The sequence below is a fragment of the Nitrosomonas sp. genome, assembly GCF_043753625.1.
Taxonomy (GTDB): domain Bacteria; phylum Pseudomonadota; class Gammaproteobacteria; order Burkholderiales; family Nitrosomonadaceae; genus Nitrosomonas.
This window is the reverse complement of record NZ_JAYUWI010000018.1, coordinates 13079-29120: the sequence shown is the minus strand read 5'-3', so window position 1 is coordinate 29120 and position 16042 is coordinate 13079. Positions and strand designations below refer to the sequence as shown.

13 protein-coding genes are annotated in these 16042 nt (G+C 45.3%); 3 read left to right on the top strand and 10 right to left on the bottom strand.

Translation table 11 applies throughout. From position 1 onward, the window contains the following. Window positions 1-4: 4 nt before the first annotated feature. Window positions 5-943 carry a glycosyltransferase family 2 protein gene (locus tag ACH10T_RS01475; RefSeq protein WP_394807568.1) on the bottom strand — a complete coding sequence of 313 codons (939 nt, stop codon included), beginning with the start codon at window positions 941-943 and terminating at the stop codon, window positions 5-7. A 720-nt stretch (window positions 944-1663) separates the two neighbouring features. Between ACH10T_RS01475 and ACH10T_RS01470 the strand changes: the two genes are divergently transcribed. After that, window positions 1664-3850, top strand: a complete 2187-nt coding sequence (locus ACH10T_RS01470; RefSeq protein ID WP_394807591.1) for a glycosyltransferase — start codon at window positions 1664-1666, stop codon at window positions 3848-3850. Between the two features lie 111 nt (window positions 3851-3961). On the opposite strand, the gene ACH10T_RS01465 is transcribed toward ACH10T_RS01470, so the two are convergent. The 6 genes from ACH10T_RS01465 to ACH10T_RS01440 form a co-directional block, all read right to left on the bottom strand. Then, complete coding sequence (locus ACH10T_RS01465; RefSeq protein ID WP_394807567.1) at window positions 3962-4948, bottom strand: glycosyltransferase; 987 nt, start codon at window positions 4946-4948, stop codon at window positions 3962-3964. A gap of 53 nt (window positions 4949-5001) precedes the next feature. Then, on the bottom strand, window positions 5002-5781 hold the full coding sequence (locus tag ACH10T_RS01460) for a PIG-L deacetylase family protein (protein WP_394807566.1): 780 nt from the start codon (window positions 5779-5781) through the stop codon (window positions 5002-5004). Then, window positions 5747-6952: a glycosyltransferase gene (locus ACH10T_RS01455; RefSeq protein ID WP_394807565.1), complete on the bottom strand. Its 1206-nt coding sequence runs from the start codon at window positions 6950-6952 to the stop codon at window positions 5747-5749. Before ACH10T_RS01455 ends, ACH10T_RS01460 begins: the two co-directional genes overlap by 35 nt. Before the next feature lie 155 nt (window positions 6953-7107). Then, the gene (locus ACH10T_RS01450; protein ID WP_394807564.1) at window positions 7108-8895 is read right to left on the bottom strand and encodes a GNAT family N-acetyltransferase; all 1788 of its coding nucleotides are present in this window, start codon (window positions 8893-8895) and stop codon (window positions 7108-7110) included. After that, window positions 8879-10165: an ABC transporter ATP-binding protein gene (locus ACH10T_RS01445; RefSeq protein ID WP_394807563.1), complete on the bottom strand. Its 1287-nt coding sequence runs from the start codon at window positions 10163-10165 to the stop codon at window positions 8879-8881. Before ACH10T_RS01445 ends, ACH10T_RS01450 begins: the two co-directional genes overlap by 17 nt. Then, a complete protein-coding gene (locus ACH10T_RS01440; RefSeq protein ID WP_394807562.1) occupies window positions 10155-10913 on the bottom strand; it encodes an ABC transporter permease in 759 nt (252 codons plus the stop codon). Before ACH10T_RS01440 ends, ACH10T_RS01445 begins: the two co-directional genes overlap by 11 nt. A 784-nt stretch (window positions 10914-11697) precedes the next feature. On the opposite strand from ACH10T_RS01440, the gene ACH10T_RS01435 reads away from it, so the two are divergent. Together ACH10T_RS01435 and ACH10T_RS01430 are read left to right on the top strand one after the other, a co-directional pair. Beyond that, the gene (locus ACH10T_RS01435) at window positions 11698-14223 is read left to right on the top strand and encodes a beta strand repeat-containing protein (RefSeq protein ID WP_394807561.1); all 2526 of its coding nucleotides are present in this window, start codon (window positions 11698-11700) and stop codon (window positions 14221-14223) included. 248 nt (window positions 14224-14471) lie between these two features. Next, window positions 14472-14696 (top strand): hypothetical protein, encoded by a 225-nt coding sequence (locus ACH10T_RS01430; protein ID WP_394807560.1) that lies wholly within the window; start codon window positions 14472-14474, stop codon window positions 14694-14696. Here ACH10T_RS01430 and pyrF read toward each other — a convergent pair. From pyrF to ACH10T_RS01415, 3 genes are all read right to left on the bottom strand, one after another. Next, entirely contained in the window at window positions 14685-15386 is a 702-nt protein-coding gene (gene pyrF / locus ACH10T_RS01425; protein ID WP_394807559.1) for an orotidine-5'-phosphate decarboxylase, read from the bottom strand. The two genes, ACH10T_RS01430 and pyrF, sit on opposite strands and share 12 nt — an antisense overlap. 7 nt (window positions 15387-15393) lie before the next feature. Further along, complete coding sequence (locus tag ACH10T_RS01420; RefSeq protein ID WP_394807590.1) at window positions 15394-15600, bottom strand: lipopolysaccharide assembly protein LapA domain-containing protein; 207 nt, start codon at window positions 15598-15600, stop codon at window positions 15394-15396. Between the two features lie 133 nt (window positions 15601-15733). After that, the gene (locus ACH10T_RS01415) at window positions 15734-16033 is read right to left on the bottom strand and encodes an integration host factor subunit beta (RefSeq protein WP_394807558.1); all 300 of its coding nucleotides are present in this window, start codon (window positions 16031-16033) and stop codon (window positions 15734-15736) included. Between the last annotated feature and the right edge of the window lie 9 nt (window positions 16034-16042).

The window sequence follows — 16042 nt, the reverse complement described above, 5'->3', positions numbered from 1 at the left end:
GTGATTACCAGCGCCCAGGGAACTTCCCGCTTATCCCGCGTATTCCATGCCACAGACCGAGAGTCATCATCCGGAAATTTGAAAATCGTGGTGGTATAAGAAGCGAGAAAAGTCCATATTTCAATACCAGTCGATAGGCATCGCTTAAAATCCAAACAAGTGAAATATAATTTCTCTTGTAAAGCAAAAGGGCATTCCGGATCAAATAATAGTTGCGCAACGGGCTGTGCACTGGAATGATGCGCTTCCCGCTTCGCCAGGAAAACACGCGATCTCCCAATGTATGGCTCATTTTTGCCGCACATACTCCAAAACAGTTATATTCCATGCTCCTGGCACGTAGACACCATTCAACATCCACATAGTCGATAAACAGGGAAGCATCCATCATACCGATAGCATCCAGGGCAGAAAGTCGAATCAGCATACCAGAGGTAATCAGAAAATCCACTTGATGAAGTTCACTTTCTCCTTTTTTGCAGTTGATTCTGATGGATTTCAACCCCGCAAAGCGGAAAAAAGGTGCTGGCTCTGGGTGGCGCGGATCATGGTATTGCGGGCCGACTGCCGCAACTCGTTCACCCCGTTGCAACAATTTTACCTCGCTGGCCAACAATTGTTCGATCATATCGGGAAAAGGGAGGCTGTCCTGATCGAAAAGCACCACATGGGTGATGTTGTTTTTTTGCGCCCACAGGATTGCATGGTTGTGTGCTTCGGCTACGCCCAAATTGTCTGAGAGAGGCAGGAAGACAATGTTTTCTTGTTGATGTGCTTCAATCCAATTGACGCAATCCTTAGAAGAGCCATTATCCACAATAACGGTTACGGTCACTTGCCCTGCCAAAGCCGAAAAAAGGTTCTCCAGCTCGCCAAGATCGGGATGATAAGTGACAACAACGGCACAGATTGAGGAATGGGGTGTTATAGAGCTATTTTTCATTCGGATTGACGTGCTTCCTGTGTCAAAGGTTTACTGGATGTTTTTTGTGATATCTGTTCGTTTATTTTCGTTAAATAAAACAACTCGTGTTTAGAATTTCAGCGGCGAAGGGGGTAAATTACCACAAGAAAATATGAAAGTAACAAAAAGGCTTGGCAAAGTAGCATGAAAGGAGGCTTCTAGAAAGAAATTCTCTTTCATTTCTAGAGGCCTCGATGGATGCAAAAGAGTATTGCGTGAAGTGTATTTTTTTGTGTATGTTAATGTTTACAAACTTTTAATAAGATGTAAACAATGCTAATAAAATTACACCCACATACAAAACGGACAGTGAAAATTTTGTCTGTTGGGCTATCCTTGGACAGGCTCCTAGCATTAATCCGCCGTGGATTTGTGTTTGACACTTCATCTGATTTCCAGTAGCTTCATCGCCTATCGAAAAGCGCGTTTATTTTTCCTATATACGTATTTGGTATGGTTTTTCTACCAAGCGACACGGAGAGCTTCTGCGCATGATTCAGGCCGTACAGTCGGTGAATCTGGAGTGCTGGTGATGATTGACGTCAACGCCATTTTAGTATGCCCTCGGCACAAATCTTGACAGCAAAGCGCTCAACAAGGTCTATTTCGGCAACCCGTTTCACTTGCGGATCAACGACGTTCGGGTCGCAAGTGTGCTATAACCGAACTTTTTTCAATTAAATAACAACCCTTTTGGATATGCTCGGCGAATTAATCAGAATCTATTATGCGTCGCGCCGCATACTGAAAAATGGCGGTACGAAGGTCCTTTTGGAAAGGGGGCTTGCGTATTTGCGCCACCGGAGTCTCGTATTCAAAGACTCCTTGCGCGGCAGACAGGTTTCTTATAAAGACGTGCTATTTATCAGCGGCTGTTCACTGCCACACCCCACCCGCTACCGCGTCGATCACCAAATGGAGCAACTACACTTCAATGGAGTGGCTTGCGACAAGATCTGGTATCAGCTTCTCGAACCTGAGATGGCGCAGTGCTATCGTTGTTTCGTTTTCTTTCGCTGCCCCATCACACCGGAAATCGAGAGTTTCGTGTCGGAAGCGAAGCGATTGAATAAGCGGATTTTGTTCGATATCGACGATCTAGTCATCGATCAAAAATACACCCAAACGATTAAATATCTTGGTAGCCTGAGCAGCGATGATTTAACTCTGTATAACGATGGAGTAGAGCGAATGCAAAAGCTGTTGCGGCTCTGTGATGGCGCGATCACGACAACCACACGACTGGGCACGGAACTTTTGGACTATGTTCCGCGTGTATTTGTTAACCGCAATGTCGCCTCTGAGAAAATGCTTGTTCTTTCACTTGCGGCCATTAAGCACAAGAAGCCAAGACATGATTGTGTCGTTCTGGGTTATTTCAGCGGGAGTATTACGCATAACGACGACATTCGTATGATCGAACCTGTTTTGCAAAGATTACTTAGAGAAAACTCTCACGTGCACCTTCTTTTAGCTGGGATGCTCACTGTTCCATCCCAGTTTGCAGAGTTCGGAGATCGAATCATTGTCCAATCCTTCCAGGATTGGGTCGATCTTCCTGAATTGATAGCCAAGGCTGATGTGAATCTGGTGCCTCTCGAAACTTCCATTTTTAATGAAGCTAAATCGGAAAATAAATGGCTCGAAGCGGCTTTAGTCAAGGTGCCAACCGTAGCGAGTAAACTCGGCCCTTTTCAAGAGATACTCGAGGACGGTAAGACGGGTTTTTTGTGCGAAACCTTCGATGAGTGGTATGCCGTACTAACCAGATTGGTCTCGTCCCCGGAACTTCTTGCCGACGTGGCAGAGAATGCGCACAAAAAGGCTCTGGAAACACACATCACTGCTGTGACCGGCCATAAGTTGGCAGCTTATCTGAGAACAGTGCTCGCGCCTTCCATTGCGTTTCTGCTGCCTACCACGAATATCAGCGGAGGGGTGAACGTAGTGTTGAAACACGCGCAGATACTCCGTTCCACAGGCTTCGATGTGACGCTCTTGACTGAACAGGACCAAGAACCCGGATTCGTAGACTTTGCTGGTGCCAGATTCTTTGCTTTATCGACCAGGCGCACGATCGTAGATGCATATTTCGATAAGCTCGTCACGACACTTTGGACTACGTGCCCATGGGGCAATGCCTATGCTAGAGCAAAGGTCTGTTATTACCTGGTTCAAAACTTCGAGACCGATTTTTACGAGCCGGGAGATTTTTTTAGACTGGTTGCGAACAGTACCTATAGTCGGTTTCCGAATCTTAGGTATATCACGATTTCCAAATGGTGTGAAAAATGGCTAAAGGAACGTTTTGAGCAGAACGCCGTGTACGCGCCTAACGGTATCGATCTTGCGCTTTTCCAATATGGCGCCCGCGATTTCTCGAATGAAAAAATCAGAATACTTATCGAGGGAGATTCCGAAAGCTCTTACAAGAATATTGATGAGGCCTTCAGGATCGCTAATCGCCTGGGTCGTGATAAGTATGAAGTCTGGTACCTTAGCTATCAAGGTAGGCCCAAGCCGTGGTATCGCTTCGAGAAATTCTTGCATAAAGTTTCCTATGACCAAGTCGCAGATGTCTATCGCGCTTGCCACATTCTCTTGAAAACAAGCATCTTGGAGAGTTTCTCCTACCCACCGTTAGAAATGATGGCAACTGGGGGTTTGGTCGTCGTCCGGCCTAATGGTGGAAATCTAGAGTATCTTCGGGACCAGGAAAATTGCTTAATGTACCGAGAGAACGATATAGATCATGCGCTGGAGTGCATCGAGCGGTTGGTATCGAACCCCAAGTTACGTGAAACGCTGATCGAAAACGGAAGAGCCACCGCGTACGCACGATCTTGGGAGACAATCAAAGATCAGGTTCTCCAGTTATACGCGTAGGGCTACGGGACTGTTTATTATCAGCCTCAATTGTCGTGCCGATAAAATATCACGTTCGGTTCCATGGGTATTTATCTCTTAGCAGATCTTCAATAAGGAAATGACGGAAACTCATAGACGATCCAAAAGGCTTCTTATCATCAGATTGATCTGGCGCAAGGGTATGGTAATACGCCATGAGCGGGAACGATATACGATATCCAATTTAGCCTGACAATCCACCAGTTGTGTCTGAGCATCGGCTAGTTGTGTTTGCGTATTGATCAATTTTGTCTGAGTGTTAGCTAGTTGTGTTTGAGTGTAGCCCAGTTGCGTTTGAGTGTTGGCCAATTCCTGTTGTGTGGTATAGGCATTCCAAAAAGCCTCCATCAGCTTGGCCAGACGCTCGGCTGGCCAACGGGTGCGCCACTTGTCATAAATGCGGGTATAGCCATCCCCGGAAAAAACCTTCTGCCGATGTACTCCAGAACTGTCATAAATACGATAAAAAGCACTGATTCCTGGGATGAAGACAAAATCACCCTGCAAGCTGACCTGCAACCAGAAATCCCAATCTTCATTAAGATCAAGTGTTTCGTCCATGCGACAGCCGCACTCAACCATTGTGCGGCGAAACAACACAGAATGGATGGGCATGAAATTGCTGGCCAAGAGCAGAGAAGTATTAAATGGGTGATTGAAGATCATGCCGGTTGGTTGTTTCTCGTTATCCATGCAAGCAATCTCCGTATGGGCGGCGGAGCAGATTGGATGTGCAGCTAGCGCATCAGACAATTTTGTAATGTGATCGGCCGCCAGCCAATCGTCGTCATCAAGAAATAATAGATATTCGCCATTGGCTGCTTGTAGACCAACATTGCCAGCGCGTGAGCGATGCAATGGAGATTCTTCTTCACTCGTAATAATGCGTAGCGGAAAACGCCCGCACCATTCGCCCACTTTTCGATGATCTGTACCTTTAGCGTTGACGAGGACTACTTCAATGCTTGGATAAGTTTGTAAAGCTACAGAATCAAGTGCATCTGCAAGTGTCGGACGATCCGTGCTGCGAATAATGATGCTAACTAGAGGAAAAGCAAGACCGTTTTTTTCAGACATCCTTGATTGAATTCCGGGGTCAGTTAAGAAACAGTTTGAAAGGTCGGCTAATATTAGCTCTTCAAAAGATTTTCGAGATAGAGTCGCGATTTTAGCATTATTTGCAGAAAGCTTCCAAACACCACTTTCTTTTCAACCTCAATAAAGGCTTCTGCATATTTGTTTTTTTTATTTCCAGGGAGATAGAGACCACGATAACTGGCTAGTCCGATGCTAGCGGAGAGGTAATCACAATGGGTAAGCGGTAGCACATAACGGGAAATTGCTTGCTTCTTGAGATTAATTACACTGGTGATATCCATAACGCGAGTAGCGGGAAGTGGACTCCATATTTCGTAAACAAAAGCACGGCCTGGCATCCCCCATCGTTGCCAGCAGGACAAAACAGCTTGGCCGATGGCTACATGGTCACGGTGATAATCGAGCATCGAGGGCAAAAACACCCAATCCGGATTAAACTGCTGAAACAGTGCGCGAACTTTGTTTTCAAAGCGAGGCGAATTGCGAAAATTGCCATCGGGTTCGTCGAGAAACTCCATGTCACTAATGCCCAGCACTGCAAGGGATTCCACGGCTTCCTTACGTCGGATCATGGGTGCATCTGCAGCAAGACTGCCAGCGCCAGCGCCATCAGTGACGAAAATGACCTTGATGGTGCAGGCTTTCTGTCGGAGCAAAGCCAGTGTGCCGCCGCAACCCAGTGCTTCGTCGTCCGGGTGGGGCGCGAAAACGAGTACTTTCCCATTTTCAATGGGAGTTAATAAGGTGGGTAGCGGGCAGAGTTCCAGTCGAGCTATCTTAGCTTGCTGCCACTTGGCGATAAATTGCTTCATATAGATCCGTAATTTGAATGATATCTGGCCACGCTTTGGCCCTTGTTTGCCCCTTTTGTACGATGACCTCGCGCAATTCTTTATCAGTCAACATACGCTGCATCGCTTCTACCAAAGCATTAAGGGTGGGTTCTGTCAGGAGCGCGCCCTCACCAACGACCTCAGGTACGCCGCCTACGGCGGTACAAATCGCTGCTGTGCCAGCGACTAAGGCCTCGAGGTTGGCTAAGCCGAAGGATTCAGAAGCCGAAGCACTAACGTACAGATCGGCGGCGTAGAGGTATAAGCCGATATCTTCAGTAGTGGCAAAAATAATTTCGCGTGCAAATCCCAGTTGTTGTGCCAGTTTTTGTAGCGGATCGGAATTTCCATCGCCTAGGATCACTAATTGGAAGTCTTTTTTTATCTTAAGTTTGGCGCAGGCTTCGATCAGTAGTGGAAATTGCTTGACTGGGGCAATGCGACCCACCGACAATAAATAAACCATATCGGTGTTCCAGCCCAATCGATGCCGTGCTTCCCGTTTGTCGTACTGATTCAATATGGGGCGTGCGTGAACAAGGGGATGCCATTTTTTTGGCAGCGGAGAAATTTTCAAATCATGAGCGATCTGGGTAATGCCACTAGAGGTTGGAGCAATGACCCAGGAAGCAGCAAGCAAGGTATGCCTTTCCCAGATGCGCATTATGTGCATGACATGCCGACCAAGACGAACGCCATCTTCGTGCATGGCTTGAGCGTAGCAACCGAAACCATGTTCGGTTACTCCCCAGATTGCACGACACCCAAAGTGGAATCGCAAGAAAAAACGGAAGCCTGCTGCGATGAGTGGATCATGGCAGTGTACATGAGTATAACCTTGCTTTGCCGCTAACTTGGCGGCAAGCCGCCCCATATTGAAGCGCTCAAGTAAACCATAAAGTAGAGCTGGAAAATCTGTGGAGGTTTCGCCATTTCTGGTAAAGCTTGCCAGGATATGTTGCAATCGTATTTGCCAGTGTGTTGCACGCTGGCCTAAATCAATTTGACAAATATAATCTGCACTGATTCCACGTTGGCGGAGTTCTTCAACTATCGGCATCAGGCTGCGCCCGAGACCGTAGCGCCGATCAGATAAAGTTTCCCGGGTGACCATGAGAATTTTAATGCTTTCGGATTTTTTCTTTGTCAAATTACCTCCTTGTCGGCGTGCACTGCCCACTGTAGCTAATTGATCTATTAGGATGTTTTTCTATGTACTGCGATCCGGCTTTTCGGGGTTAGTGAATGCTTCGTTATTATTATAAGTAATTGAATAATAAATATCTAATCTAGATGCGGGATTATTTACCGAAAATCAGTATCCCCGGACATCAACCACCAATGATCGCGTAGGGAGCTAATCGGAGGACCAGTGCTCCAAATATTGGAGGGAATGCGAATATCTAGTTCTTGCTTGGTGCCACCCGCGGCAGAAAAATGTGCCGCAAAGTTTTCTGTAATGCGGCAAAATACTCGGCTAGCGCCATGAATACCAGCTAGTCGTCTGGCATGCGTAATCAACAATGGAATTTCGGCTAACGGAGCGATGAGATCAACGATTTCACAGCCTTCCGGATCATACCGCAGTACCAGGATACCGCGGGCATACTTACTGAAACGATTTCTCACCAGCATGATCTGGTATTGTTGATTGGGATGGTCGAGGTAACGGTGCTGCAAATACTGCCAGTCGCGTACACCGATGATGGCTGTTTGCAAATCTGCTGCCATATGTTGCCAGCATTGATCGGCAGCAGTTGCTGCAAAGTCTGTTTGTCCGCAGCCAATCAGGTGCAGACGTGTTCCCCATAGCGGGAATCGTGACCGGGTACTCCATGAGAATTCAAGCATGTGCCCGGCTTTAGCATATAACCCAAGTCGTTCTGCAACTTTCATGGCACGTTCGTTTGGGAAGCCAAAACCGATTAGATAGGGTTTTCCATAGCCGATATAGCGCTCCAAAAAGGTTGCTGCCATCAGGAAAAACGGGCCTTTTCGAGTAAGTGTGCCACGTTCACTCGTGTCCACCATTACATCCCCAATCTGCACGGCGGTTTGAGGTTGACCAAAGAACAGGATTTTACGGCTAACGCCACCATAATGAGCAATTAATTGATTATTCCGCCAAATACCAATTTCACGCCCTGAATTCGAGCTGTATTTCCATTGCCACGTGGTCGGCGTCATGTCGTGATGGAATATTTTCTTAAACAAACCGAACATTTCCGGGGCCTGATTCTTTTCTAGAATTTGCAAGCGCCATTTAGGCACCGTTTGCTTTCTGAAATGTAACAAGGCATAGCCATAATGTCCGCTGGCATATTTTTTGTGATAGTCCCGGTTCGATTCATCCAATCGAGTGAGTTGCTCATCAGTCAAAGCAAGGTCTTTGATCAATCTTTGCCGGTGCGTTGCAGTAATTTGCAATAGATAATCCAGTGTGGGCGCCGCCTGAGTGGATAAATCCACCTGCTCAACCAGTTCAAACCCAAATCGTTCTGCGAGCGCTACCAGGTCATTAAGTAGATGAAGATCTTCCATTCCTGCTTCATCGTATTTCAGTGCGAATGCGTCAATAATGACTAAATCACCGGATAGAGGGAGTAGATCGAGTGCTTTATTAAAAATGACCAATGGCTCGATTGATTGTGCGGATTCCTGCAATAGTACAACATCAAAGTTTTCTGGTTGAGCTTTAAAATCTTGCAGTGAATGGCAGCTTACGGAAGCTTCTGATGAATTCAAGTTTTTTTGAATATAAGCGACCTGTTGCACATCGGGAGTGATGCCATGAACATCATAGCCGCTCTGATTTAATAGGGAGAGAGTGGTGCCCAGACCAACGCCCACTTCCAGAATGCGGCAGGGAGGCGACGGTAGTCTGGTCATCAACAGGTCGGTAGAAAATTGCTGTGCCGCATGCAGATTAATAGCCTTTCCTTCTTGTAATAGCAAAGCATGGGCATAGACATTTAGTGGAAAAGTTAGATCCTTAAAAGGGGAAAGTGATGCTGTGGCAATTGCCGCGATACGATCGGTTTGTCGGTAGTGTCGAGAACCTTGCGTCAAATTGTGATTAGCTGTCTTGGTCATTATGGGTAATCGTATGGTTATTTTCCCACTGATGAGGAATCGAAAAATATCCCTGCAAACGGCCTACTTGTTTTACCTGCAAGGTCGCCACACTTTCTGCTGCATCATAGAGATGTATGCCGCGCTCACAGAGTAAATATACACTGATCTGATACTCACCCTTGAGTAACGGTATGTGGTCCAGTCTGAGACAAATCTGTCCATATCCTTCGAAATTGCGCTGCACACTAAACTGGTCTTCCCATGTTGCCGCACTGGTGATCGTGCGGCCATCTTTTGCTTGTATTGTCATTCCCACATTGGGGCAAGGCAATGAGGGATCCGAAGCAAAGGTAATCCATAACTTGATACCGGATTGACTGCTTGTGATGATAGCATGCTGCGTGTTAATCCCATCCGCCAGTAGTTTGACTTTTTCCAGACGGGCACTACCCGATGTATGATTCCTGCTAAATCCAGGATCATCGCTATGGATACTAGATGTCTCAGGGATTGAATGTGTCATGCTTTGATCCAGAAATGTCTGGTAAGCGGATACCACTTGCGCTGATTCGCCATCTAAAATAATTTTTCCCTGATTGATCCAAACAGCGCGACTGCATAAAGATTCAACCTGAAACAGCGAGTGTGAGCAGAATAGAATTGTTTTTCCCGCATCGCGCATCTGCATGATGCGATCAAATGATTTACGGGCGAAGGCGCCATCGCCGACTGATAGCGCTTCATCAATAACCAGAATATCCGGATCGACATTAATCGCAACAGAAAATGCTAGGCGTACGTACATGCCGCTGGAATAAGTTTTGACTGGCTGATCGATGAAATCGCGGACACCGGAGAAATTAATAATATCCTCTATACGGTCGGCAATTTCTGATTGACTGAATCCCATGATCGCGGCGCTCATTAATACGTTTTCACGGCCAGTAAAGTCGGGATTAAACCCGGCGCCCAGCTCCAGCAAAGCAGCAACACGGCCGTTTACCTGCACTTCACCTTGGGTGGGCGTCAAAGTGCCACAAACCAATTGCAGCAGGGTCGACTTTCCAGAACCGTTTTGACCAACGATACCAACAACTTCTCCTGGCATCACAGTCAAATCAATATTGTGCAGCGCCCATAACTCACGATAAAATTGACGTGACCCCCACCAATTATGTGGCCAGAGGAATTGCTTTAAACGATCCTTGGGGTGCTGATACAACTGATAGCATTTGGATAGCTTTGAAGCGCTAATGGCTATTTCAGAGTTGGCAGGATTAGAGAACATCTGCAAATCCCTTGCGTGTTTTCATGAACCACGTCAGACCAGCCCAGGCAAATATTGATGCAAGCATATAATATATAACTAAGCCGCTCCAGTCTGGGAGTTGACCATATAAGATTACTGCCCGTGCTTGTTCTATGACAAAAGAAAGCGGGTTGAGAAATAGATAGTCACGCACAGATTCCGGTAATGCAGAAGCAGGATAAAAAATTGGACTCAGAAACAGTAGCATTGTTAAGATCAGGCCAATAAATTGCCCAATGTCACGAACATAAACCCCTATTGAAGCAAGCATCCAGGACAATCCCATGATGAGTAAAAGCAGCGGCAGTACGATAACTGGCAAACAAATCAGTGTCCAGTGAATGGGATGATCAATAACCAGCATAAAAGTGAGTAACACCAAAAAACTAATTCCGGCATGAAACAACGCGGAGCCTAAGGAAACCAGCGGCAAGATTTCCAATGGGAAAATAACTTTTTTGACGTAGTTTACATTCGCGAGTACCAATCCAGGGGAGCGGGAAAGGCATTCGGAGAATAAATTGAACAGAATCAATCCGGTAAATAATAATAATGCAAAGGCAAATTTATCATCATATATATCTGTACTCTGCGGATCTAAGCGTATTTTAAATACTACACCGAAAACAAATGTATAGATGGCTAGCATCAAAATGGGATTGACAAATGTCCATAATAATCCCAGAAATGAACCTCTGTAGCGGCCAATCACTTCCCGTTTGATCATTTGCAAGATAAGCGGGAAGTGTTGCCAAAGGCTCAGAAAGTTATTTAGAGAGGTAATGTTAAGCGGACGCAAGAAATTGGATATAGGACATTGAATGAAGCATTATCGCAGATTTTAAACAAAAAATTACAATGTAAAAACAGATGGGCGCCCGCAAGGCAACTGTAGCAAGTACAAAGCTAATCGCGTTGCACTAATTTAATTAATGAAAATATGTGAGTATAGTTACGCAGTGCCAATAAGCTAATTATGTATGCTGCAACTAAAACGAAGAGTGATCATTCTTAGCAGGCCAATGAAATGGACTCCCCCCCTCTTTGATTGCTAAAATCTTTAGTCTGGCACATTGCGATGCCCTTGAGTGGGAGGGGTCCATTCAATTGACCTGTTAGCGATAGTAAATTTAACTGATGTAAATTGAACTAACAAATTTTGTATCTTACCTATAGTTCATTATCATGATAACCATTCTTATTATTAACATTAGCTACTTGATCATGAGGGAATGAAAAAACACATTCTTATCCTTTATTTTGAAGTTTTGGCGTAAACGAATGCTGTTACAATGTTGTAAATATGCAACATACTCGATGTAAACTTTAGTCGCATACTTGCAAAGCAGTTTTGTTTTCGGCAGAATGTACTTTAACTTGGCTTTTGTGGTATCTTCTGCTAGATGGATTGTTGGCTGCATAGAAGCTGCATAGAGACAAAGTGAAAAGTGAAAAACTTGCAAGTAATTTACTTTCGTAACTATTTTTAATTTTTTATCAAGGGAGCTCCCATGGCTATAACAGCAGAACAACAAACGGGTATTTTGGAAGTTGCTATAGGTTTATTTAACGCAGCACCAGGCAAGGTCTTCATGACAGAATTGGCGAATCTGGTCGATGCAAACGGTGGTAATTTATCGATCAGCCAATTGGCCGATGTTCTGGATGATACTCCAGCATTTAAGGATAATATTCTGGTTGGTAATGTAACCATAGAAGAGCAAGCGAATATATTATTGAATAATTTTGGTCTGGCGGCCGACAGTGATCCTGCCAGTGCCGGTTCACAAGCAAAAGTGTTTTTTGAGGGCAAGCTTGCAGAAGGTAAAGGCCTGGGTGCAATTGTCATTGATGCAATTGATTATTTGAATGGCTCACCAGCGCCGGAATTTGTAGCAACCGCTACCTTGCTGGCTAACAAGGTGTTGGTTGCCAAAGCTTATACAGCTGTGGGTTCCTCGACTGATGTAGCGATATTGCAAACTGTGTTAAGCAAAGTAACTGGAGATGCTCCTTATACGCCGGAAGATGTTCAACAAGCACTGGCAGATAGTGGCGTGCCACTCACTGGCGGTACTGGGTCTAATTTAATTGTAGGTGAAGATAGTCTGACCGGTACCAGTGGTAATGATGTCTTTACCGCATTAGCTATTCAGGATAACGTAGGAGGTGTAGTCAACTCGCTTGAGTCTATTGACAGGCTGGATGGCGGTACCGGAACCGATACGTTAACCGCAACGCTGGTAGACTCTGCAGCACCTGCTCTGACCAGTATCGAGAATGTCATTGCTCGTTTTGGCGATGCTGAGACGCTTGATCTAGCCAACTCAACAGGCGTGCAAGCGATTACTGTTCAATCGAGTACCGATGCGGGTATTGTGGGTAATATAGGCGATGTGGTAACGCTGGCAGTTAGAAACCAAGTGCAAAATGCAACATTCAGTGGTAATACCGCAACCAGTCAAGATCTGAATCTGGATACAGTTGGTAATTTCACTACACCAACGCAGAATACTGTTGCTTTGGATACCGGTGCTACCACGCTGAATCTCACAACGAATAACGCGAATGCCATCATCGGAACATTAGCTTCAGTCGAAACATTGAATGTGGCTGCGAGAGGAGTGAATGAAATTGCTCAGGGGTCCGGTGGCGCCACTACAGAGGCAACAATCACAGGTACCGGGAGTATTGAGTTGCAAGATGAATTCACTGCATTGACGACATTAGATGCAACCGGCAATTCCGGTGGTGTAACCGCAACAGTGAACGATACCGCAGTAACTGTTGATGGCGGCTCTGGTGCTGACGACATTACCTATACCGCAGCCTTAGCAGCAACCGCTGCTGTGGCGTTGGGTGCTGGAGATGACACGTTTACGATTGCAGCTGCATCGGTTGCCGGTGCTACGGTTGATGGTGGCGATGATAATGATACGCTTGCCGTGATTGATGGCGCATTTCTAGATGCAGATGCCGCAGATGTTTATTCCAATTTTGAAACATTGGAAATTGGCGGCGGAACAGGCACCTATGATATGGAGAATCTGCCAGGCTTGATCGCGGTTACCATAGGTGCAGTCCTTACAGGAGCGTCAGACATAACCAATGCAGCTGAAGAAACGACCGTTACAGTCAATGCAGAAGCAGCAACGGATTTGGATCTTGGTCAGAATTTAACGTATGCATTAGCAGATGCAGCAGGAGATTCCGATGCAGTATTACTAACGTTGAATGCAGCGGATGGCGATGATAATGCAACACCGGAAGGCGTGATAACGGTAACCTCTTTCGAGGCTAATGATATCGAGACATTTGATATCGCTTCTAATGTTGCTGACATTGATCCTGATCTTGAAAATACTGATTATACCAATATCATCAGTGCACTTTTGGGCGATTCGGTTGAAACACTGAATGTCAGCGGCAATGCAAATCTGGAGATTACTGCGCTTACAGCAGCAGTCCTCAAGACAATTGATGCCAATACAATGACAGGCGGATTGACAGTAGACGCAAGTGCAGCAGATGGCGTTGAGTTTATTGGTGGTTCAGGCGATGATGACTATACCGGAACTGCAGGTGGCGATACCATTTCTGGTAATGGCGGTGCCGATACGACAGCGCTGGATAATAGTGTATTTACTTCGATAGATACTTTAATCCTGAATGCAGGTGATTCTGTACTGAATGAAGATGTAGATGGTCACGATATCGTTACCGATTTTGGTACTGCAGCAGGAGGCGGTGCGCTTGATGTGATTGATGTAGGCGCATTTGCATTCACCGGTCAACAGTCTTCAGCATTGGCTAATAAAGGTGCTCTGGCTGCCTCGGCTGTCGATGGATCAACATTATCAGTGACAAATTTCTTTGCTTCAGGCGGTGCAGATCGCGGTGTAGCGATAGGCACTAACGGTGGTAATACCTATGTGTTTATTGATGCGAACAAAGATGGTGATTTCACAGCGGCTGATGATGTTGTTGTACAGCTAACAGGTGTTACCGATACTACATCGGCTAACTTTGGATTCTAATAAAGTTAGATAAGCATCAAATAAGTAGTTGAGAAAGCCACCCTAAATTAGGGTGGCTTTTTTTATTTTAGAGAAATAAAAAAGGAATCAGATTTCCATGGAAATTAGTGTTAAGGATTAAAGGTTAGAAATATGAATGTTGGTCATGTCTCCTATTGCTAGTGATCGATTTTTGAAAATAAATTGATTAAAGAACTTAATAATCGTGGCATTCGTTACATTTGATACTCTGAAATTTATCGAGAAGCTTGGAAAAAGCAGGCGCGCCTCGCGTCAGGCAACAGCTATTGCAGAAGCGCAAAAAGATGTTTTATCTGAAAGCAATGGAGACTCAATTAGTTTCCAGGAGTGACTTGATGGGGATGGAGGATCGATTAATTAAATGGAGTGTCGGTTTGGCATTAGGACAAGTGGCGGTTATCGCGGCACTGGTAAAGTTACTTTATTCCGAGATTTTTACTTTAAATTGTTAAACTGGTTATTTCCGCATTCAGCTGTTGACACATTAAGAGTGGTTCATTGGCCTGAGTGATTAGCCTGCCGATGACCAAGTAGCTTGATCCATTTCGTATGGCTTGTAGGGGTGTTGTAATTCTTTTTTGATCATCAGCTTGCCCGCCGGATGGACGGATGCCGGGAGTGACTAAGCAGAAGTTATCACCCAGCAGTTGACGCAAATGCGCCGCTTCCAATGCCGAGCAAACCACGCCATCCAATGCACAGTCATCGGTTAATCGTGCCAGGCGTTCCACAATCTGCTCAGGCTGGCCTTGCAAACCAATATCTGCAAGATCATCCTGATCCATACTGGTCAGTAAAGTGACAGCAATAAGTTTGGTTGATGATCCTTGCGGTATCGCATCGCGTGCCGCCATTAACATCTTTCGCCCGCCCAGTGCATGTACATTAACCATCCATGCGCCCAAACTACTGGCGGCTTTACAAGCATTGGCAACGGTATTGGGGATATCGTGAAATTTCAGGTCCAGAAAAATATCGAAGCCTTGCAGCATCAATTTTTCAACCAGTTGCGGTCCCGCAGCAGTAAAGAGCTCTTTGCCTACCTTCAGGCGACATAAGCGAGGATTCAGCTTGTTTGTCAGGCTCAAAGCATCTGCTGCACTGTTAAAATCCAGTGCAACAATGATGCGGGGGTCATTCATGGAGTTATTACTTGTTTGAACGATAGCTGCAACGAGCAAATAATAATGTGACTAAGATACCCAATGCAAAGAATATCAAAAGAGCAACACTGAGAGGCAGTTCGATTGATTGATCCAGATAATATTGCAGCATGATAGGTTGTGAGTTTTTGGAAGCAAAGATAGCAAGGATCACAAAAACTACAATGCGTAAAAGCCATACAATTAGATTCATCATGATGAGTTTAGCCCATACGAGTGATAGATAATGAATTTTAATTCTAAAAATAATCAGATTAAGTCTGAGTAGTCAGAAAAGATTAGATTACCTCTGACTACCCAGATTGGAGGTGAGTAGATTTACTTAGCTACTTATTTTTCTTGCCCTCTTTATAGTCGACACGTTCGCGCATTTCCTTGCCAGCTTTGAAGTGCGGAACATATTTCTCAGGTACTTTGACTTTTTCGCCTGATTTCGGATTCCGGCCAATACGCGGCGGTCTATAATTTAAGTCAAAACTACCAAAACCGCGTATTTCTATACGTTGGCCTTGGGCTAGGCTTTTTGCCATTGCATCGATAATCGTCTTGACTGAGAGCTCAGCATCTTTGGTGACCAGTTGCGGGAAGCGTGCACCTAGTCGAGTAATTAATTCAGATTTTGTCATGAATATTCC